The 21,960-nt window shown below is 61.7% G+C and carries 14 protein-coding genes and 1 pseudogene; 7 read left to right on the plus strand and 8 right to left on the minus strand.

Annotated features, from left to right (window positions below):
• Window positions 1-28: 28 nt before the first annotated feature.
• From tcuA to BM019_RS15745, 5 genes and pseudogenes are all read left to right on the plus strand, one after another.
• On the plus strand, window positions 29-1,480 hold the full coding sequence (gene tcuA / locus BM019_RS15725) for an FAD-dependent tricarballylate dehydrogenase TcuA (protein WP_009043930.1): 1,452 nt from the start codon (window positions 29-31) through the stop codon (window positions 1,478-1,480).
• Window positions 1,467-2,624: a tricarballylate utilization 4Fe-4S protein TcuB gene (tcuB, locus tag BM019_RS15730; RefSeq protein ID WP_009043931.1), complete on the plus strand. Its 1,158-nt coding sequence runs from the start codon at window positions 1,467-1,469 to the stop codon at window positions 2,622-2,624. Before tcuA ends, tcuB begins: the two co-directional genes overlap by 14 nt.
• A 486-nt stretch (window positions 2,625-3,110) precedes the next feature.
• Complete coding sequence (locus tag BM019_RS15735) at window positions 3,111-3,680, plus strand: type 1 glutamine amidotransferase family protein (protein ID WP_092418843.1); 570 nt, start codon at window positions 3,111-3,113, stop codon at window positions 3,678-3,680.
• Between the two features lie 144 nt (window positions 3,681-3,824).
• Window positions 3,825-4,292, plus strand: a pseudogene (gene glyA, locus BM019_RS15740) (serine hydroxymethyltransferase); the annotation flags it as partial.
• Window positions 4,293-4,308: 16 nt separating this feature from the next.
• Entirely contained in the window at window positions 4,309-4,887 is a 579-nt protein-coding gene (locus BM019_RS15745; RefSeq protein WP_275668616.1) for a condensation domain-containing protein, read from the plus strand.
• A 142-nt stretch (window positions 4,888-5,029) separates the two neighbouring features.
• On the opposite strand, the gene pelG is transcribed toward BM019_RS15745, so the two are convergent.
• The 8 genes from pelG to BM019_RS15785 form a co-directional block, all read right to left on the minus strand.
• Entirely contained in the window at window positions 5,030-6,400 is a 1,371-nt protein-coding gene (gene pelG, locus BM019_RS15750; protein WP_092418844.1) for an exopolysaccharide Pel transporter PelG, read from the minus strand.
• Window positions 6,401-7,933: a GT4 family glycosyltransferase PelF gene (pelF, locus tag BM019_RS15755; RefSeq protein ID WP_092418845.1), complete on the minus strand. Its 1,533-nt coding sequence runs from the start codon at window positions 7,931-7,933 to the stop codon at window positions 6,401-6,403.
• The gene (locus BM019_RS15760) at window positions 7,930-8,919 is read right to left on the minus strand and encodes a tetratricopeptide repeat protein (RefSeq protein ID WP_092418846.1); all 990 of its coding nucleotides are present in this window, start codon (window positions 8,917-8,919) and stop codon (window positions 7,930-7,932) included. Before BM019_RS15760 ends, pelF begins: the two co-directional genes overlap by 4 nt.
• Window positions 8,897-10,267, minus strand: a complete 1,371-nt coding sequence (locus tag BM019_RS15765) for a PelD GGDEF domain-containing protein (protein ID WP_092418847.1) — start codon at window positions 10,265-10,267, stop codon at window positions 8,897-8,899. The genes BM019_RS15760 and BM019_RS15765 overlap by 23 nt, the downstream gene beginning before the upstream one ends.
• Before the next feature lie 5 nt (window positions 10,268-10,272).
• Window positions 10,273-10,794 carry a penicillin-binding protein activator LpoB gene (locus tag BM019_RS15770; protein ID WP_092418848.1) on the minus strand — a complete coding sequence of 174 codons (522 nt, stop codon included), beginning with the start codon at window positions 10,792-10,794 and terminating at the stop codon, window positions 10,273-10,275.
• A 28-nt stretch (window positions 10,795-10,822) separates the two neighbouring features.
• The gene (locus tag BM019_RS15775) at window positions 10,823-14,413 is read right to left on the minus strand and encodes a tetratricopeptide repeat protein (protein WP_092418849.1); all 3,591 of its coding nucleotides are present in this window, start codon (window positions 14,411-14,413) and stop codon (window positions 10,823-10,825) included.
• The gene (locus tag BM019_RS15780; RefSeq protein WP_092418850.1) at window positions 14,391-17,201 is read right to left on the minus strand and encodes a bifunctional glycoside hydrolase/polysaccharide deacetylase family protein; all 2,811 of its coding nucleotides are present in this window, start codon (window positions 17,199-17,201) and stop codon (window positions 14,391-14,393) included. The genes BM019_RS15775 and BM019_RS15780 overlap by 23 nt, the downstream gene beginning before the upstream one ends.
• A 77-nt stretch (window positions 17,202-17,278) precedes the next feature.
• The gene (locus BM019_RS15785; protein ID WP_092418851.1) at window positions 17,279-18,211 is read right to left on the minus strand and encodes an NAD-dependent epimerase/dehydratase family protein; all 933 of its coding nucleotides are present in this window, start codon (window positions 18,209-18,211) and stop codon (window positions 17,279-17,281) included.
• Between the two features lie 536 nt (window positions 18,212-18,747).
• Here BM019_RS15785 and BM019_RS15795 point away from each other — a divergent pair.
• Together BM019_RS15795 and BM019_RS15800 are read left to right on the plus strand one after the other, a co-directional pair.
• The gene (locus BM019_RS15795) at window positions 18,748-19,587 is read left to right on the plus strand and encodes a 5'-nucleotidase, lipoprotein e(P4) family (RefSeq protein ID WP_092418853.1); all 840 of its coding nucleotides are present in this window, start codon (window positions 18,748-18,750) and stop codon (window positions 19,585-19,587) included.
• Between the two features lie 721 nt (window positions 19,588-20,308).
• Entirely contained in the window at window positions 20,309-21,946 is a 1,638-nt protein-coding gene (locus tag BM019_RS15800) for a phospholipase (protein WP_092418854.1), read from the plus strand.
• Window positions 21,947-21,960: the final 14 nt, after the last annotated feature.

Genomic DNA, 21,960 nt, shown 5'->3' on the forward strand with positions numbered 1-21,960 from the left:
CATGCCTCCTTGCGATTGAGGAATGATGATGATCGACGTATTAGTAATTGGCGGCGGCAATGCCGCCTTGTGTGCAGCGTTGATGGCGCGAGAGGCTGGCGCTAGCGTGATGCTGCTGGAGGGCGCACCGAAAATCTGGCGCGGTGGCAACTCGCAACACACCCGAAACCTGCGATGCATGCACGAAGCACCGCAAGATGTATTGGTCGATGCTTATCCCGAAGAAGAATACTGGCAGGATCTGCTGAAGGTCACCGGCGGGATTACCAACGAAAAGCTTGCTCGTATTGTCATCCGCACCTCGTCGAACTGCCGTGACTGGATGCGCTCCCATGGTGTGCATTTTCAGCCGTCGTTGTCTGGTGCCCTACATGTTGCGCGCACTAATGCTTTTTTTATGGGCGGCGGCAAAGCGTTGGTTAATTCGTACTTCCGTAGCGCCGAGCGGCTGGGCGTCAAGATCCGCTACAACGCTCAAGTTACTGATATTGAGATGAAGGGCGGAGAGTTCGTCGCGGCGTACATCGGTGAACGTGAGGTCGATGGTCAGCGTTTACCCGCCGAGCGTATTCAGGCCAAAGCCTGCGTTCTGGCGGCTGGCGGTTTCGAGTCGAACCGCGAATGGCTCCGCGAAGCTTGGGGCCAAAACGAGCGCGGAGAATGGCCCTCAGACAACTTTCTGATTCGCGGGACGCGCTTCAATACCGGCGTACTGCTTCGGCGCATGCAGAGCCTGGGCGCCGATTTTATCGGCGACCCAACCCAAGCGCACATGGTGGCCATCGACGCCCGAGCCCCCCTGTATGACGGTGGTATCTGCACCCGTATCGATTGCGTATCGCTGGGCGTGGTGGTTAATCGCGACGGCGAACGCTTCTATGACGAGGGCGAAGATTTCTGGCCCAAGCGCTATGCGATCTGGGGCCGCCTGGTGGCCGGTCAACCCGGTCAACAGGCCTACTCGATCATCGACCAACAAGCCCTCGGCCGTTTCATGCCTCCGGTGTTTGCGGGTACTAAAGCCAACTCCCTGCAAGACCTGGCCCGCCAGTTGAAGCTTCCCGTTACGCAATTCGTCAAAACCATCGAGCAATACAACGCGGCCTGCCGCATCGGCACGTTCGACCACACCGCGCTGGACGATTGCCACACCGAAGGTTTGACACCCGCCAAAACCCATTGGGCCCGCCCATTGGTAAAGCCTCCCTTCTGTGCCTACCCACTTAAACCTGGCGTGACCTTCACCTATCTAGGCCTCGCTACCGACGATACCGCCGCCGTTCACTTCAACGGCGAGGCTAGCCCCAACCTGTTTGTCGCAGGAGAAATGATGGCGGGAAACGTATTGGGCAAGGGCTATACCGCCGGCATCGGTATGGCCATTGGTACCGCATTCGGTCGCATCGCCGGTGTGCAAGCCGCGGCTGCGGCTGGCTTCCTGACTCCTTCCTCCACGGAGCCCCAACATGCAGCTGTTTGATCCCAAGGCACCGGGTAATTTGATTCCCGTACTCAACCTTGATGAAAGCGAAGTTCAGCGACAAATGACCGTTTGCAATGCCTGCCGTTACTGCGAGGGCTTCTGCGCTGTATTTCCGGCCATGACACGACGTCTGGAGTTTTCCCAGGCCGATATCCATTACCTGGCGAACCTTTGCCATAACTGCGGCGCATGCCTGCATGCCTGCCAGTACGCCGCACCTCATGAATTCGAAATCAATGTGCCCAAGGCCATGGCCAAAGTCCGCCTCGACACTTACGCCGAGTACGCCTGGCCACAGGTGATGGGCACGCTATACCGGCGCAACGGACTGACTCTGGCACTGTCAGCCGGTGCCGGGCTGGCACTGTTCCTGTGTCTCACGTTGATGGTGATGGGCAACCTGTTCACGGCGATGCCCGGGGGAAATTTCTACGGGATCTTCCCGCACAACACCCTGGCCGTAATGTTCGGTACAGTTTTCGGATTCGCGGTACTCGCGTTAACCCTTGGCGCGCGGCGCTTCTGGCGCAATGTTTCACCGGCCGACGCGCCCGCGCAGGAAAAAACCGCTGCTGCGCTGGAAGCCACGGCCAACGTCGCCCGGCTCAAATTTCTGGACGGTGGCCATGGCGAGGGCTGCAATAACGCTGATGATCGATTCACCTTGTGGCGGCGGCGCTTCCACCACTTCACCTTCTACGGATTCATGCTGTGCTTCGCAGCTACTGGGGTCGCCACGCTCTACCATTTCCTTCTGGACTGGTCGGCGCCCTACCCCGTCTTGAGCTTGCCGGTGATGCTGGGCATCAGCGGTGGGCTCGGGTTGCTGGTCGGCCCTGCGGGTCTGTTGTGGTTGAACCTGCGTCGCAACCCCGAACACGGCGACGAAAACCAGAAACCCATGGATCGCGGCTTTATCGCACTGCTGTTCCTGGTCAGCGCCAGCGGCCTGGCACTCCTGGCGTTCCGTGAAACCGCAGCCTTGGGCCTGTTGTTGGCAATCCATCTCGGCCTGGTCATGGCGTTTTTCCTGACAATGCCTTACAGCAAATTCGCCCATGGCATCTTCCGTAGCGCCGCACTGCTCAAGTACTCCATCGAAAAACGCCAACCCAACCCGATTAACGCCGGAAGCGATTGATCGTAGAACCACTCATTCCAATAACAATATTGAGCACCTGGGTAATTGCACTGACTTGACCACCCATTTGCATTCGACCTAATCAGCCATGTGCATCGGACTTGACCAGCACATTTCGTATCCATGGCCGGCAGAGAGCGACCCAGGTTGTGTGAAAACACCTGCAATTTACGCGAGGGTATGGCGCTGCTAGCTATGAGGCGTTCGCAGCTGGGCCTAAAAGCTGCTGCGTCCTTAAGTTCGCCCCAACCGCCCTCATTACCGCAACCTGCACACAACACCACCGAAGCCCCCCCCCCTCGCTGATTTCAATCCTCAACCCGCCGCCCCTTTGACCACTGTCATTGTCGAATCCGATGCATCCCGCCGATACTCAGCCCCGTCATTCAGCGACGCGCCAGCGCCTACACTCGACGGCAACCGGCCAGGACCCGCATTCTGGATCATTGCCGTCGATCATCATGGATACTTGAGAAGGACACTCAAATGGTACGTGCCGTCACTATTCTCACTGAGAATTTCTCCGACTGGGAACCCGCGCTCATCAACTCCACGGGGCGAGCCTACTATGGCTTCGACACTCGTTTTGCAGCCCCCGGTGGCCAGCAAGTGACTTCATCCGGAGGAATGACCATCATCCCGAACCTGGCCATCGAAGCCATCGAGCTGGACGATGTCGACTTGCTGATCGTGACGGGAGGCCCTGTGTGGAAAACAGACAAGGCACCGGCAATCGAGGCGCTGGTTCGTGCGGCTCACGCCAGGAAAATCGTCGTTGCCGGCATCTGTGACGGCACCCGCGTCCTGGCCCAGGCCGGAGTGCTGGATCACGTGCAGCATACGTCCAACTCCGCCGAGAACCTGAAGCAGGTGCATTATCGCGGAGCGGATTATTACCAGGATGTGCCCTATGCCGTTGCTGACCAGGGTGTGGTCACCGCCCCTGGTAGCGCGCCTGTCAGCTTCATGGCGCAAATTCTCAGCACCTTGGGTTTGCACGACAAGAAGCTCGATGCCTACCTGGCCATGCATGCGGCTGAACACATTCACGGCTGAGCCCCCTTCCCTCTATCTCTCCCCTCTCCCTGGTGCTGCGGCCTGTTACTCGGCCGTAGCACCGCCGGCTTTGACCCATTCCACGACTGCCGCGCTGATGGCCGGCTCACTCTGTTTTCCACGGCTGAACCGCAGCCTGGACACGACGCCGAACTGGCGCAGATCCTGGACGCCGAGGTCGCTCGCCAGCAACGCACCCTCTCGCTGGTCGCCTCTTGCTGCGCGGTCAAGCCCCACACTCTGGCGGCTTAGTCCTCCGCGCTGGTCAATGTCACCGCCGAAGGCGTTCCCGGACGCCGCTATCACGCCGGCTGCGAAAACGTGGACCTGGTCGAGTCCCTGGCGATCCACCGTGCCCGGGAGCTGTTCGGTGCGCAATATGCCGGTGTCCAGTCGCACTCGGCCTCCAGCGCCAACTACCAGGTGCTCGCCGCCCTGCTCGAACCTGGCGACACGCTACTGGGCATGGCCCTGGATAACGGTGGCCACCTGACCTATGGCAGCCCCGTGACGTTCTCGGGCACCTACTACAAGGCCATCGGCTATGGCACCACCAAGGAAGGCCTGATCGACTACGACGAAGTCCTCAGGCTGGCCCTCAAGCATCGGCCGTGACTGATCATCTGCGGTGCCACGGTATGCCAGAGCCCAGCGCGTGACGCCGTTTGTGCTGCTGTTGGCCATCTACCAACGCGCAATCAGTGCCGTCAGCGGCGTCGCCACGGTGGTGACCGGCGTCCCCTTCGCCAATCGCCCGGGCGCCGCGGCCCAGAAGTTGGTGGGGCCGTTGTCCAATACCATCCCGGTCAGTACCCGGCATGAGCCCGGCGAGCCATTGGCCGCGGTGATCAAACGCGTGCAGCGGACGGTGATCAATGCCGCGGCTCGCCAGGACATGGAACCGGCAGCCTTGTATCCCGAGGGCATGTCTACCCGCACCGCCGGCTTCGAACTGCCGTTTCCCCAGCTGTTCAACGCCTGGAACTCACGCAGCGCAGGCAGCCGCATCGCTCTGGGCGACAACCAGTGGATGAGCCTGCGGCTATTGCCCAACGATACCTGCCGCGTGGCTTTCGAAATCACCCTGGATGAGCACACCGAGCATATTTCGGGGCGGATCGACATGGACGCCGCAGCCTATGGCGACCATGCGGGACAGGTCATCGAACAGATGCTCAGCGATCTGCAAGGCATCCCCGGCGACTGATCCGCAAAGCGTGTAGACCGCCGACAAGAGCGTCGTTCACACCGTCCTGCGCTCTTGGCGGATGGCCTGGTTGCAACGAGCCGGGTATCGCTCCTGGCGATAACGCGTGGGGGTGTTCAATCCTCACTGACCGGCTTGAATTTCAACGAGACAACATGAAGGTTTCGTACTCCAGGTCATCCAGCGCCGTCGATAACCGCGCCAGCCCCAGCAGCACACAGAGCAGCAGCGAGAAGGTGAAGCCATAGCCGAAGAAACTCGGCCCCAGGTACAGGCTCAGCAGGGTCAAGGCGCCGTTGAGTGCCACGAACAAGAGGCACAGTTCCAGCACGATCATCCGTTTATCGAGGTAGAAAAACACGTTAAGGATCGCCATGAACACCACCTGGATGCTCACCCCGATCAAGTCGATATAGAACAGTGGCAGGTAGTAGCTGGACATCCCCAGCCACTCCAGTATGCGCGGGCCAAAGAGAAACAGCAGAACCACCGTCAGCCCCTGGACCTTGCAGATTTCCAGCAGGCCCTGACGGATCGAGAAGGTCATCTCGGCTTTCAACGAACCGATATGCTGCAGGGTCTCGCCGTCGCGCACCGCCCGGAACAGGCGCTCGTACCATTCGGCGAAGTCGGTTTCGATCCTGACCAGGAACACCGCCATGCCAGGAATGATCGCCAGGTAGGCGAGGAAGATCGGCAAGTCATAAAGAATCGAGGCGCGCATCGGCCCGATCACCTGGCTCGAGGTCTGCGGGTTGAACCAGAAGATGAACTTGTCGATCCAGATTCCCAGGTTGTAGCAAAGCCCGGTCAACAGCAGGCTGACAAACACCTGGCGCCGGTCCAGAAAATCGAAGGCCACCAGTTTCTCGGCCCGGTACTCGCGCAGGATGTCGTAGAGAAACAGGAACAATAGGCTGCTGTGCCCCAGCAGCAACGCCAGCAGCAGCCCTTCCATGCCCAGGTGCCTGAGGAAGAATGCGCTGCCGACCATCAGTCCATAGCCCACCAGCATCACCAGCAGGATGCGGTTATAGGCCTTCATCCCCGAGAGGAATATGATCACCAGCCACAGGTTGCAGAGCACCACGAAGTTGGCCAGGGTCAGCAGGCGGTAGATCAGCCCCTGGTCGAACAAGGTGATCAACAGGAGGATGCCCAGCACCCCGGAACCCAGGGTCACCAGCAGCAGCATGCCCACCAGGTTCGGCAGGATTTGCTCGTACTTGCGCTCGAACAGGCGGTCGGAGACAAAACGTGTGAAGAAGAGCTGTAAGCCGCCGGTGAGGATCAGCGACGTGGCCATCAGGTAGGTCACGGTGATCAGGAACTGGCGGATCACCACCTCCGGGACCACCAGCCCAAGGCTGATGACCCCCACCAGCATCACGCTGAGAATCGACAGGACCCAGGGCCCGGAGCTGATCAGGCCGGCATAGACATAGGCATGCAGCGTCGCCGTGTAGGAGTCGCGCGAGAGAATCTTGCGCAGTTCGAAACCGATACCGGCCATTTACACAGCCTCCTTTTGCAGGGTGCCCATGGCGTTGTGATAAAGCCTGCGATAGCGCTCGATCATCAAGGTTTCGCTGTAGTAGCGGTGAACCCGCGACAGGCCGGCAGCCTGGGCGGACTTCCAGCGCTCGGGGCTGCGCAGCAGGTCGATGATTGCCTGGGACGTGGCCTGGGGATCGGCGATCGCCACCACCTCCCCGGCCAGCCCGAGATCGCGGTCGGGCGCTTCGCCGCCCTCGATCAGCTCACGGCAGGAGCCCACGTCGCTGCTCACCACTGGAGTGCCGGCGGCCCAGGCTTCGAGAATCACCAGGGGCTGGGCCTCGCTGATGGAAGTCAGCACCATCAGGCCCAGTTGCGGCAGGATGTCCTGGATCTTTTGGAACCCGAGGAACAGCACCTTTTGCTCCAGCCCGAGGCTGGCCACCAGGCTGCGACACTCGGCGACGTACTCGGGATCTTCCTCTTGCGGCCCGACGATCCAGCCTTCGACCTGCGGCATCACACTGACCACTCCCCGCATCGCCCGCAGGAAGGTCTTCACGTCCTTGATCGGCACCACCCGGCCGATCAGTCCGACCACGGGGGCGATGCCTTCGGCCCGGGACTCAAGAGCCTGGGTCCAGAGCTGCAGGTCGATGCCATTGGGAATCACTTGGGTGCGCTCGGCCGGTGCGCCGTCCTTGATCTGTCGCTGGCGGTTGCCGTCGTACAAGGCAATGATCTGGTCGGCGCTGTCGTAGACCAGATGACCGATGCGCTCGAAAAAGCGCACCCAGAGCATACGGATGTAACCGGAACCGGTGTCCATGCTGTCGTTGAGCGCCTGGTTGCTGGTTTCGGCGATCCAGCTGGCCTGAGCCAGGTCGATCTTGCGCTCCTTGGTGTAGATCCCGTGCTCGCTGAGCAGTAACTGGCACCCCCACAGCTGCTTGAGGATGCAGCCCGCCAGCCCGGCATAGCCGGTTGAAATCGAGTGCAGGACCCGCGCCCGCGGCATGCGTCGGGCGGCATCTGCGAGCATCAGCAACGGCGACTGCATGGTGCGCAGGGTCCAGAAATAATTGACGAAGGAAGGATCGGCGCAATGCTGCTCGTACCCTTCGGTCAGCGCCTCCCAGCTGGGGCGACTGTAGAGCACGTCATCCAGGGTGATCCGCGCCTGGGCCAGAGAGTCGAGCACGCCAATGCCCAGCTCGGCGGCCGGTTTTTCCGGGTTGTGCAGGTAACGGTAAAAGTTGCTCAATTCTTCCTGGGACGCGGTGTGGGCGACTCGCCTGTGCTTCGGGTTGCGCCAGGCTTGCTCCAGATACACCTCTTCGATGTGCACGACGTTGGCTGGAATCTCATAGCGGCGCTGACCGTAGGCTTCACGCTGGCCACCAATGAACAGCACCGAAAAGGTCAGTTGCGGCAGCCCGAGGATCATCTGGTGAATCCAGCTGGACACACCGCCGCGCACATAAGGCCAGGTGCCCTCGAGCAGCAGGCAGACATCGGCGATGGGCGTTGGGTTGACGGTTCTCTTCATGTCCAGGTCCTTATCAGCCCGGCAAAGGGCGGACGTTGTTGCATCTGCGGCGGCAAGCTGCTCAACAGCGCGGGAATCTCCGCATAGTTTCCGGTTTCAAAGGCAATTTCGGCACGGAACGGCAAGACCTTGGCCGGGTCCATGCCCGCTTCCTGGGCCTGGTGCATATGCAGCCGCGCCTTGTCGATATCGCCACGTTCAAGGGCGATACGCCCGGCCAGCAACAGCAGCTCGCCGCCCTCTCCCGCCTCCAGCGCCAGCCTGGCATGCTCGCCGGCTTGCCCCAGCACGTGCAGCTGGACGCTGCCCTGGGCCAGGCCCAGGTAGGCCAGTTCCCAGTACCAGCGCGCCAGGGTGGCGTGCAGGGCACCGGCCTTCCTGGGCGCGGCACCGGGCAACTGTTCGAGGGAAGACTGGATCCGCTGGTTGATATCGGTTTCCTGCTTGTCGAGCATCGAATATGCCAGGAGACGGACATCGTCGCTCGGATCGCCCAGGGCCAGCTTCAGAATCGGCACCGCTTCCTTGCCCGGCATCCTGCGGGTGGCGAGCAACGCGGCCAGGCGCTGGTCGGGGTCCGGCGCGTGGCGCAACACATCCTGCAAGCCACTGTCACCGAAGGTCGGCGAATGCAAGTGGGACTGTGCGCGAAACGGCAGGCCGGGAATGCCGACGGCCTGCCACATCTGCGTATCGCGCTTGCGGGGCAGATACAGCGCCGGAAAGATCGCCGCAATCACCCCCACCGAGCCCAGCAACGGGACAAAGAACGCCAGGCTGAAAATGAACAGCGGACTCCATGGCAGCGGCGTGCGATAGCGCGCCGGCAGCAGCCGCCAGACCGCCGCCGTCAGCAGGCCGCAGGCGATCCCGTGGGTCATTGCATACAGCAGCGCGATCTGCGGGTCGGGCAACTGCGCCGTCAGGCTGGCCCAGCTCCCCGCCTCGAAAAACAACGCTGCGCTAAACAGCCACTTGCTGATCATTCAGGCCACACTCGTTGTACAGGAAGTTACGCAGCCCATCCCGTTGCCGGGCCGACTCCAGGTCGTAAGGCAGCACGGTGACCCCCAGGCTGGCCAGTTCCACGCTCATGCCGAAATGCTCGTGAATCAGCTTGCCCAGGCGCGCCAGATAGCCTTGGGCGCCCTCGGCACTGGTCAGTGGCAACAGCACCAGCAACAGCCCGTTCCCGCGGTTGTTGGCGAGGCCCAGGTGCAGGTCCAGTCCGCGCTGGCTGCGTTCGAAAAGCCGCGTCAGTTCATCGTTGGCCTGGGTCAATTCAAATCCATAGAGGCAACCGGACAGGCCGTGCTGCTCGACATCCACCAGCGAACGCTTGAGCTGGCGCGTGAAGTGCTGGGCATCGTCGCTTTCCAGTTGCAGCACCTGCAAGTCAGAGCGCAGCAGGTCGGCGATATGCCCGGCCAGCAGCGCCAGCAGGCTGAGGGTGCGCTCCTGGAAGGCGAAGAACGGCATCTGCCGTACCGCGAGGATCGCCAGCACCTGTCCCTGGGTGTCCACCAAGGGAATACAGGCCTGCAGGGACGACACCGAAGCCTGCCCGCCGCTATCGAGCAGCTCTTCACGCACACTCACCAGTTCCTCGCGCTCCAGGCACAGGCGCACCAGCAGGTCGTTGGGGTCCAGGGGCCCCATGGTCCCGGTGGCGGCCAGCAGGGTCAGGTTCGGCGACGCATGGCCAGCCTGCTCCACACGGTACAACGCGGCTACCCGCAACGAGCCGTACTGGCCAAGCAGGGTCAGCACAGGCTCGGCCAGCAGGCTCAGCGGATCATCGCCATTGGGCAGCACGCGCAGGCGATCGCGCAGGCCCAGCAACGAACTGCGCAGGCTCTGGTCGCTACCGGCCAGGCGCTGCTCCAGGCGATCATGGGACACCCGCAGAATCTGGTGCGCCCGGGTGAAATCGTCGAGCCGGTACTGGCGATACTCGTTGGCCATCTGCAAGCGCAACAGTCGCCGTTCCCACAGGTCTCGAACTTCGCCCACGAGCATGCCGCAGACCAGTACGCCGACAATGTAGGAGGGAGCGATCTGCTCGTAACCGGGCAGCCCCGACTGGCGCAGGATGAAGAACGCCGCCACCAGCAGGCTGGCGCTGATCAGGCCGCGGACAAACCCGTAGCGCACGCCCAGCAACAGTGGCGCCAGCACCGACCAGGGAAACTCACCCTGCACCTGCAGCGGGTCTTGTGGCGCAAGCCACATACCCACGCCGATGACCAGGGCCGTCACCAGGAAAGTTTCCAGCCATGACGCCGGACCGCTGGCGCGGGGCGCCAGCGCGTAGTCCATGTGTGGAGATCTCATGACAGTCACTCGATCCTGAGGCCACCGACAAGCTTGTCGAGCACCTTCTGCGCCGCGCCGGCCAGGCTTTCGCGGGACCAGCCGGCACGGGCGCCGCTATTGCTCCAGAGCACCTTGCCGGTGCCCGCTTCGACCACCCGCAGGCTGATGCCCACCGCCGGCTCGCCATCCAGGCCATTCTTGTACTGCCACTCTTCAATGCTGCCGGACACCACATAGTCGAGATTCTGCTCGCGAGCCCAATCCATGGCCCCAGCCAGGCGCTCGTTATCGTCAAGCAGGGCTTGTTCGCCCTGCACCGCAGCGCCGTTGTAGACCTGGGGTTGCAGGCCCCGGCTGCTCAGTACGCTAAGCAGAATCTGCTCACTGCGCTCGCCGGCCTGGGGCGTCTGGGAATAGTTGACCAGCGGCAACACGCCCCAGCGGGCGGATTTCGACAGCTCGGGGCTGTCCTGACCGGTAAAACTGCTGCAGCCGGCCATCAGCAAGGCGACCATCGCCAGACTCACGCAACGAATGGATTGCATAAGGTTCACTCCTCTTTGAATTCCATGATCAGCGTCCAAAACGTACGCTGTAGCTGACACCTGCCGTGCCCCCGGACTTGCCCGTTCCGCCTTGTGGGGCCGACTGGTAGCCGAAGGTCACTGCCAATTCGTCATCCCCTATCACCTCGGTGCCGACACCGGTACTGACGGCGTAGTTGATGGTGTTGTCGGTCCACTGCCAGCCTGAGCTGACGTCCACCAGCCAGGTGTACTGCCCGCGCGTGCGGTTCAGTGCCCCCGGGAAACCACGCCGCCACGAACTGCCGAAGAACAGCTGGCCGTAGCGCTTTTGCAGCAGGGTCTGGCTGGTGATCTGGTTCGGATCCTCGAGGCCGGCCCCCGCCAGGTCGATGCCCCCGCCCAGGGTATTGGCCAGGTTGGGCAGCGAACGGTGGTCCAGGCTGTTTTGCTGATAGTCGATGCCGCTGCGCAATGCCCAGTTCGGCCCTTCGAACTGCAAGGTGTGGTCGAACTCGATCTTCAACGCCTGGCCACTGCCCAGGTCATCGCCGCTGCGGGTCGAGAACCAGCGCTGGGCCAGGCTCCAGGACAACTGGTCACGGGCCGAATAGCGATGCCGCCCGCCGACCCAGACATCGTCCTGCTGGCCGAAGGCACGCATCAGCCCGCTGTCCTCGTTCCTGCGGTGCCAGTCGGCACCGACATCCAGTTCGTTGCCGCTGTCCACCCGCCAAGTGCGGCTGGCGCCCAGGCCGTTGCGGTCATCGTCCTTGCGCAGGCTGCTGTCGAGGATCAGTTTGTAGTCGCCGTCCTCCAACTGCCGCTGCAAGGTCAATCCGGTATTGGTCTCGTTGCCCAGGCGTGATTCATCGAGGGTGTCGCCGCTGTATCGGCCCTGCTCCACCACGAGCCTGGCGTACCAGTCGTCATTCAGGTAACGCGCGGTGCTCAGGCGCGGGCCGTTGAACGCCAGTCCGCCATAGTCCTGGCGTTCCCAGGCGATTTGTACGCCCTGGGGTGTGCGCTCGGTCATCTCGATGGCCTGGCGCCGCAATTGCTCACGGATCGCGGGAGGCTGGTCCTCGCCCAGCGCCGACAGGTCGACGGCCAGCGCTTCGCCGCCACGGCCCAGGCTGTTGAGGGCCTCGACCTGCTGCGCCGGGTCCAGGCCAGCGCTGGCCACCAGGCGTTCCAGGGCTTGGCGGTCGTTGCCGCGCAGGGCTTGCTGGATCTGTTCGTAGCGACTGACCTTAAGGCCACGGGCACGGGCCCAGGCCAGCCACTCATCCTTCTGCGCCGACTGGTTGACGTCATCCAGGCGCACCAGCATTTGCTCGAACCACAGCTGCAGCATCGGCCTGGAGCCGTCCAGCCACTGCATCGCCTTGTTCTGCGCCTTGCGCGACGAGTAGCTGCTGGCCACCAGGCGCAGCCAGGTCGCATAGCCCTGGGGCGTGGCGCGGATCTGCTCGGGCGTCACCTGACGATTGAGCTTGAGCCGCAGGCGCTGGGCCGAGTCGGCATAACCGGCGCCTTCCAGCGCATCGGCGTAGGCCGCCTGGACCATCCAGTCCCGAGGATTGGCTTGCAGGTACAGGCGGTACCAGGCCAGGGCCTCGGTATTGCGCCCCAGCAACTGGCTGGCGGCGGCAAACGGCAGCCAAAGCGTGCTGTCACCGCGCGCCAGGGAACGCCATTGCTGCAGCAGCGGCTTGATCTCGCCCGTGCGCCCCAGGTCGACATACAGCCACATCAGGCGTTCGCGGAAGGTGTTGTCCTCCGGGAAGCGGCTCAAGCCCAGGCGATACAGGCGCAGGGCCTCGTCGTGATGACCCTGCTGGACCTGCAGCGCCCCGCGGGCTGCCAGTACCTGGGAATAGTCGGCGGCTTCCGGGTACTGGTCAGCCTCCTTGAGCAGGTCGATCACCAATGGCCAGTCCTGAAGCTCCTGGGCCAATTGCAGGGCCGCGACCAGGCGCCGCGGATTGTGCCCCTGGCGCCAGCTGTCGACGGTCAACTGCAAGGCCTTGCGCGGATCGCGGGTGCGATAGAGGGCGATCAGCTCACTCTCGTCACCGGTATTGAGCGAGCCCTTGATGGCCAGCATCTTCTCCAGTGCGAGCTGCAGCTCATCGTCCGACTCCAGGTCCCAGGCGAGCGCGGCACGGGACTGCCAGTAGTCGAGGTCGTTGATTTTGTTGCCGTCGACCGCGGTGATCACCTTCCAGGCCGACTGGCTGTCAAACAGCTTGAGGTGGTTGTTGGCCCAGTCCACCCGCTCGGCGCTGGTCAACGGATAACGGCTGGCGAAGTTCTTCCAGACCGCCAGCCGCTGTGGGTACTGCTCGGTGTTTTCCAGGTTCTGCAACAGGCGGACCCAGGCCAGGCGGTGCTTCGGGTATTTGGCAACATAGCGGCGCAGCCATTTTTCCGCCTGCTCGGGCGTGCCCCGGGATTCTTCGGCGTACACCAGGGCATCGAGTTCGACATTGCTCAGGGCCCGGCTGTCCATGATCCCCGCCAGCAGCGGAATGCCCCGGTCGAAATCGTAGCTCTGCATCGCCAGGCGCCAGGTGTGCTCGAACTCGGCCGGGTTGTCCCGCAGCTTGCTCAGGCTGATCCAGTAGCCCAGCGCCGAGGCCGAGTCGCCCCGCCATTCGGCGAGATGGGCCATCTGTTCCAGCAGCAACGGATCCTCCGGATGTTGCTCCAGCAGTTGCGAGCCCGCCGCATGAGCGCCCTTGAGGTCACCGAAGGCCAGTCGCTGCCTGAACTCCTTGGCCAGGATTTCCGGGTTGTCGGGCTGCAACTTGCGCCATGCGATAAAAAATGACTCGGCCAGGTCCGGACGCTTGTGCGCTACCGCCACATCGACGCCCCGGTCAAGCAGCGCAGCATCGAATTGCGCATCCGGCTGCGCGGCCAGTTCCCGGGCCAACAGCTCGGCCGCCTGAGCGCCGCGATCCGCCGCCACCAGGGTGTTGAAGGCTTGCTGCAGGAACTGGCGACGCGCTTCAGGCGTCTGGCTGGCATCGAGCAACTGCACATAAAGGTCGGCGGCGCGTCCGGGTTGCTCGCTGGCCTGGTACCACTTCGCCGCCTCGGGCAGCCAATGCTCACGCTGCCCTGGATCGCGACGCGCCAGCTCGGCATAGGCGTCCGCGGCCAGCCCCGGGGCCTGGACGCTCAAGGCCAGCGTGGCCAGGCGCTCAAGCTGAGGGGATGGCAGCGTATTGTACTCAAAGGCCTTGAAACGTTCGGCCAGGGCCTGCAAGGCTGCGCTGTCGGTGCTGTTGGTCAGCGCCAGGGCATCCAGTTGCAGGCGGTAATAGGACTTCAGCGCTGGATCGGCCTGTGGCCATTCGGCCAGGTGCTTTTCCGCCCTCGGGTAATCGCCCAGCTGAATCAGCAGGTCGAGCAGCTGGGTGCGCAATTCGTTGTTTTCCGGGTGGGCCGCCAGCAGCACCCCGGCATAGCTGGCGGACACTTCGTCCGGGGGGCCGAGCGTGGGACGGAACGTATCTTCGTTGCGATAGGTCGCCCACAGCAGCACGCCGACGACCATCGCCACCAGCAGCAATGCCCAGGGGTTGAGCAGCCGTGCGCGTGGCGCCTTAGTTGCAGAAGAGTTGGGCATCACTCACCTGCTTCATGGGAAGTTGGAAATGCCACAGGCCCTGCTCGGACTTGCCGGCATAACGTTGGCCCCGGACCTCGACCCGACAGGCGCTGGCCGAACGCACCGAAAACTCCAGGTCGAATTGGCCGGCAAAAGAGAAGCTCACCTGTCGGTCACTCACATAACGCCAGTCACGCAAGGGAATATTCGCCAGCTCCAATGCCGGACGCGGGTCACGCTCGGGCCGCAGGGCCAGCAGCGCATGGTCGCCGCTCAAGGCCACATAACGGCCCTGGGGCAGATCGCGGACACCGGCCACGTTCCGCGAACGCCCCAGATCCGGCCAGCCCAGCTCCGGGTCCAGGCGCAGGGTGCGCAAGCCGTCCATGCCGCGGACCTGCCAGTCGCCATTGGCGGTGCGGGCCAGGCTGGCCTGGTACAGTCCATGGACCCGATCGAGGTAGTCGCTCATCCACAACGACAAGGGCTGCTGGCCGCGCATGAACCGGTAGATATCGGCCATGGCCTTGATCGACGCCTGCTTGGTGCCCGAATAGAAGTGGTAGTACAGGTGAATCCCGCGCAGGCGCCGTGGGCTGTCGGTCAGCTCGAACGTATCGATGACGTCGCGAAAGCCGTAATACGGGCCTTTCCAGAGGTTGGTGTACATGTTCTCGTTGATCACCGGGGCGTAGTACTGCAAGCCGCCTTCGGTGGGACGCAACAAGGGGTACAGGCCGGTCAGCGACGAATTGGCTTTGGTCAGGATGGTCTGCCCGCCGTTGACGTTTTTCAGCCCGGCGTCGTAGGCCATCTTGATGGTCTCGGCGCTGGGCAGTGCATCCCCCGGCCAGAAGAGCAGCTTCACCGGCTTCTGCGCAGTGGTCAGGCGGCTGTTGATGTAGTCCCGCGAACCGACGATCTCGCGCTTGAAGTCGAGGGTCTTGTAGCCCTGGATGTTCAGGCGCAATCCGTATTCGGCGTGGAAGTCCTCGTCCTGCCTGGCCTTTTCCGGCTGCAGGTAGAACGGGTGGCTGTAGGTGTGGCTGGCAACCTCGACTTTGGGATCGGCAAAGATCTCCTGGGCGAGGGGCTCCAGCTCCCTGGCGAGGAACGGCGACATGCCCTTGGGCCCGACCTCCCCTTCGATGATCGAAACCGAGGTCAGGTACGGGTTGGGACGAATGTAGTCATCCAGCACCTGGCGCCCGGAATAAGGGGTGCCGCGCACTTCGGCATGAGATGGGAAGCCATCCCCGTCGATATGCACTGTGGCGATCCGCCGGCCGTTCTCGGTGGTGGTGTCCGGGCGCGGTTGCGCCGGCAGGCGCAGGGCTTTCTGGATAAAGGCAAAGGGGTCGAGAATCCAGCGGCTGCGCTCGACATTGGTCTCTACCACATAAGGCGCCAGGGCCATGCCACCCCAGCTGCCGATGGCCACGGGGGCGTACTTGCCGCCCTGGTCATCCCCCAGCAACAGGGCCGGTTGCGGCCCATCGGGCAGCAGCGTCACACGGGTCAGCTCTCGGGTGCGCGCCACTACCGGCGCTTCGAAGCCACCGATCAGGGCCTTGTCCTGGCTCAGCACTCGCAGTGCGCCGCGAGCCCCCGGCGCCGCGAGGTTCAGCCCCAGGCGCTTGAGCAATGCGCGATCCTCGATCGGCAGGCCGGCCATGATGGCCAGCGGCACCTGTTCGTCCAGGCGTTGGCCAATCCAGCCATTAAAGGCACGGCTGTCCTGGGGTGGGCCGCTGGTCATCCACACCACCACCCCGGCGTACAGGCCGGCGAAGCTGTGGGACGGCAAACTGGCATCGGCCGGCAGATAGTCCACCCGATAGCCCAGGTATTCCAGTAGACCGCCAAGCATCCGGTGCCCGGCGTGATCATAGAGTTCGCCTTCGCGCGGGTCATAGAGCATGGCGATGCGCCGCGGCTGTACTTCCACGGTGCTCATGCCGATGGCGTTGAGGTCCGGGGTAGTGACCACCGGGATAAAGCCTTCCTGGCTCAATTGGCGAACCAGCTTGCGCGCTTCTTCACGACGGTCGGGCGGCAAGTAGTCGATGGCCACCAACGGCATGTTTTTCGCGCGAAGTGGCTTGAGCTCACCTTCAAGCCAGTTGCGGTCGGACTCGGAAACCGGGCGATAACGCTTGGCTGAGGCATCCCAGCCGGCATGGATCGATTCGACGGCGACGGCCGAGGCAACGCCATCGAGCTCGCCCAGCACTTCGAAGCCCCGGTTGAAGAACAGCTTGAGGTTCGGCTGGCGGCTGTGCAGTTCCCGCAGAAACGACGCCAGGGCTTTGCGTTGCGGTTCGCGATGAGCCTCGGGGAGCAATTGAAAGCTGTCGAGCGTATCGAGGAACAGACCGGCATAACCCTGCCCTTGCAACGCCTTGGCACGCTTGAACAGATGTTCGCGCCAGGCCGGCGTCGAAATATCCATGACCTGGCTATTCCAGGCCTTGTTACGCGTAGCGCTTGCGCTGCGGGTCAGCGACGCTTTGTCCAGGGCGACGCGGTCGCCATCGAACTCACCCACCGACAGGTAGGCGAACGGCTGGCTGCCAAGTTCGCGCAAGGTGGCAACATTGGCGGTGCTCATATGGCCCGGCTCGACCACAACCCATTCGAACTGCGCCAACTCTTGAAGCGGTGGCCGATCGGCGTACCAGAACCCGACACTGGCGGGCGCCGCCGGCGAGGCTTGCACCACCGAGTGGGTCGCACACAACGCCAGCGCGGTAAACAGCCGCCGTACCCCTTTGCAAACACGCCCCCTGCGAAACTCGATGTCCATAAATCACTCTTGAGTAGATCAATCCGCGCGATACCGGACCCGCGAGCCCTCTGCGACCGGGCCCGCAAGGCGTGGCATTAAAGACTGTGGTAAAGCCGTGCCAGGCCTTCAGCCACGGTGGTTGACGACCCCAGGTCAAAGCGTTCGCGCAAGCGGCGATTGTCGGCCTTGGAATGCCGGATATCGCCGGAGCGGGCAGCGGCATGACTCACGCTTAGCGGTTTGCCGCTGATCCGTTCCAGGGCCGTAATCAGGTCATTGAGCGTGGTAACCCCGCCGAGACCGACATTGGTGGCATCAGCCGCGGGCTGGGGGTGTTCCAGGCCCTGAAGCAGGATCTTCACCAGGTCTTCGACATAGACGAAATCGCGGGTTTGCTGGCCATCGCCGAACACCACGATCGGCCGTCCGCTTTTCGCTCGCTCGCTGAAAATGCTGATCACCCCGGAGTACGGCGACAATGGGTCCTGGCGGGGCCCGAAGATATTGAAGAAGCGCAGGATCACCGGCTCCAGTCCATGCTGGCGACGATAGAAATTCAGGTAGTGCTCGCTGGAAAGCTTGTCCGCGGCATAAGGCGTCAGGGGGGACGTGGGCGTGTCTTCATCAATCGCGGTGCCCTCCCCGTTATTGCCGTAAACCGCGGCACTGGAGGCAAAGACCACTCGACGGATGCCCGCGGCGATCATCGCCTCGCATACCCGCAGCGTGCCGATAAAATTACTCCGATGAGTAGCTGCCGGGTGTTCGACCGAGGCGTGGACCGAAGCGACAGCTGCCAGGTGCACCACCGCGCTGCACCCCTGCATGGCTTCAGTGAGGGTCGCGGCATCGGCGACATCGCCGACCACCAGTTTCAAGGCCGCACTGTCCATCGGCAGGTTGCTGACCTTGCCGGTAGAGAGATCGTCCAGGACCCGGACGGCATAGCCTCTCGCCAACAGCGCATCCACTAAGTGGGAACCAATGAAGCCAGCCCCCCCGGTTACCAGTACTCGTTTGGCAGACATAGATCATCCCTAAAAAATATCGCATCCCCCATCGTCTAAAGCCGGCACCCCACGGATATGAGCCATGGCTGTTGACCTTATGGCTGATATTTCCCTGGATACCTGCTCTCTAACAAAGGCTGTATCGCCTTTTTCTGGAGGGTTTCAGAAGTCAGGCGTCAAAAAAACATCAGTTAAATGACGCAAAACAGAAGCGAATACTGGGAGAGGAATGCCATCATGTCAATAATCCGTCTAAATTTTAAATCCATGCTTTGATCGCCAAAAAAAGTCAGTATATTGACGCCGGTACCCCTGGAGCTCTGGGCTGCCCTTGCCCCTGGCAATGGAAAACTCATCTTCAAGGCGACGCGGGCGCCTTGAACCTCTGCACGCGGGACCTGAGTCGGAATCACGCCTCATTGATCTCAAAACACGACACCCGTATTGAGCGGGGCACCCGACTGCTATAGAACCCCTTGGCGGTATTAATCAGCGCGGCGCCATCTTTGCCCCGCTGCGTATTTACCCGCTCCGTTTCCATTCAGGTATCGAGTATGAAATCAACAATAAACAAAGCCTTGATTACCCCTGCGCTCTTCTCGCTTCTGATGTTCCAGTGGACGCCTGTCTTTGCCGAACAGGCTGCCAGTTCCCCCTCCAATCTCTTGACCGCGGCGGTTGCCTGGAAGCAGACGGCGGCTGAGTTCGAGGCGCTTTATTACCAAGGCTTCAACATCGCCAGGATGCGTCTGGACCAAGCCCTGCAAGCCCGCAAGGACGGTGACCGACCGTTGGCCGTCATCAGCGATGTCGACGATACCGTGCTGGGTAGCAACAGCTACTGGGGCTACATGATCAATTCGGGGAAAGAGTTTTTCGATGACGGCGCCTGGGACCAGTGGGTCGCCGACAATGGCCCGGTCGCCACGCCCGGGGCAGTGGAGTTCTTGAAGTACGCCCAATCGAAAGGGGTCGAGGTGTTCTACGTCACCAGCCGCGACCAGGGCGAAAAAACCAAGGAATATGCCCTGGCCAACTTGCGCAAGAACAAGCTGCCGTTTGCCGATGAACAACACCTGACGGTCTATCGCGACAGCTCCAACAAAGAGCCACGGCAAACGGAAATCGCCAAGGACTACGAAGTGGTGGTCATGCTGGGCGACAACCTCAATGACTTCAAACGCAAGTACTACGTCGCGGACGTCAAGCAACGCAGCAGCCTGATGACGGAAGACAAAGAGCAGCTCGGCCGCAAGTTCGTCCTCTTCCCCAACCCTACCGACGGCCATTGGCTCAAGGCGATCTTCGGTGACTCGGAGCCCCCGGCCACCCCGGAAAACCGCGCCAGGTTCAAGGCGGCGGCCGAATCGACGGCCTGGCAGCCAAAGCAGTAATCCTGGGCCACCTGCCCTGCCCTCGCCGTTCGAAAAACGGCGCTTGCCATGCCTTGTGAACGCGGCCTATCCACTCAAATTTCCGCGAGCACACAATCGAGCACCGTAACTGCCAACGGCAAGCCTGGGCTCGATGCCCCTGGAGCTTGCGCCACGACATCAACGATTAAACTGGCTGGTCTACCAGTGATACGCAGATGAACGGTACTTACTTTGGCGATGATGGCCTCTGCCCAGCCTGAAACGATGCCTTGGCACACCGCTATATCTTCACCCCCTACGCATTGGCCGCACCCAGGCTCGAGGTGTGTGTGGGGCGACGAATGGAAGCGCTTTGGTATCAACGGTGTTTGACTGCACTCCGCCCTTGGCTAAGATCCAGGTGATCTCTATTCGCAGTGTTGTCAATCAGTATCGCGATAGGCACTCGCAAATGTGACAAGTGCTCGCCATGCCATGGAGGCAAGGTCATGTCAAAACTCAAGGTTGAGTTCCCCCCCTCGGTTGAGGCCGCCTCAGCACGACGTCCCCACCGTTCCTTCCGACATTACAAGGTTGCGTGTTACTGGCCGTAAGTGTGGCCGCGGCCGTTTTGTAACTGTTGCCGAAGCTTGGTTTTATCCCCAGAGCAGCAAGTGCAGTGTGCTTTGTAGCGTCTGCACACTGGTGGCGTTCATACGCCATTTTTTAGCGTTATAACCTTCACGCAGGAGACAAGGACATGTCAAAAGTACGCGCACCACAAAGCGTTGCTCCCGATGGCAAGATTCACGACAGACTGGACTATCTGTTCACCGAAGAAGGTATTCCCGTGCCTGGTGACGGTGCCGAACTGGTGTTGGTGGATCTGGGCGACCACACCATCAAGTACCACAAAATGGTCACACCACCGGTACAAGTGGCTACCAGGAGAGGCGATGGTCCTCGCGAGCTATTCGAGGGCGGCGAACATATGGCGATCGGAGACAGTGTAACGTTGTACTTTTCCGGTAGCGACACGGGTACCCCCGCCTGGCAGGTCCCATTGAATCTACCCAATGGCTTGGCCCTGACCTACGGTCAGATCGTCGCATTGGGAGGGGACTTCTATGGCATTCCCGATAAGCCGATCTCCGACGGTGCAACCGCTGCGGAACGGATAGCGCGCTTTAGCGCGGCGTTCAACTCCCTGGCGACGTTACCGGCCTCCAATAAGGAGGCGCATGAAATTCTACAAGTAATGCAGGTGGAAATTGATGCCGCCAACCAGGCGATCAACGATGGTTTGCCCGCGCACGAAGCCTATGACAAGTTGGGCGATACGCTCTCGCTGAAATGGAACGTGATCACCGGTGGGGGGCCTACCGGCATCCCTCTGGGTCGTTATCTCAAGCTGGCAGCCGTAAACTGGGACCACTTCGGCAGTTGGGCGGTTCTCGCTTATAAGGCTGGCCACACCGCTGCACTGCAACAGGCAATCAAAGCGGGAAAAAGCGGGCAACGCCAGGATCTTGAGCTGGCCTACGCAATGAACGCCTTCGCTGACCATTTCCTATCAGACCTGTTTTCCGGCGGACACATGCGCACGCCACGCAAGCAGCTGCACGACACTGTCACGTCCGGCTTTGTCAGCTCTTTTCTGTCGCGCTATATGCATGATGAGGACTGTAAGTTTGGCCTCAATGTGAACAACACTCAGGACGATAACTGGCATGCCTATGGCGACAAGCGCTACTTCGATACCGTCGATGTCGGTAACCGCAACCGCGTTGGATTTATCGTTCAAAGTTCAGTGGACGAGGTCTTTGAAAGTTTCCTCTATGGCACCGCGCCGACACCCGACGAGTACGCCGCAAACTCATTGTTACCCGACCTGCAAGCGGTGCAGAACCATCTGAGCACGGCCAACTATTCCCCCTTGTTCGTGGCTCAAGGTTCGACGGTACTTCGCCGCCAAAACATCAACGACCTCAACGACCGTCACTGGACGGCAGACTGGTGGGGCGCCACCACCCTGGCCTTGTTAAAAGCCAGTTACAACCCGAACAAACCAATCGGCTATCTGGAGCCGCCAACGGTATCGCCGGTGCTTCAGCCCAATGGCTGGCAAAGCCATACCCCCAGCCCCCCCAACTGGGTGGACGGCAACGCCGTGCGTTACGCCTTCAGTTATACCAGCGGCCTGAACGAATCCTACGCCGGGCCCTGGTCAGCCTTCGTTGAGTTGCAAGGCAGTTACTTTCCGACCTTAAACGTGCCAGAAGATCCATCGGGTAAAGCCAGCGGGCGAAATATCTTTCGGCAATTTCGCAATACCCCGCCGACGCTCGTGGGATCTGTTGCCCGTGGTGTCACCTCGTTCATCGATCGTCAGAACTGAGCAGGAGCCTGATT

The sequence above is a fragment of the Pseudomonas sp. NFPP07 genome (assembly GCF_900115645.1).
GTDB classification, from domain to species: Bacteria; Pseudomonadota; Gammaproteobacteria; order Pseudomonadales; family Pseudomonadaceae; genus Aquipseudomonas; species Aquipseudomonas chlororaphis.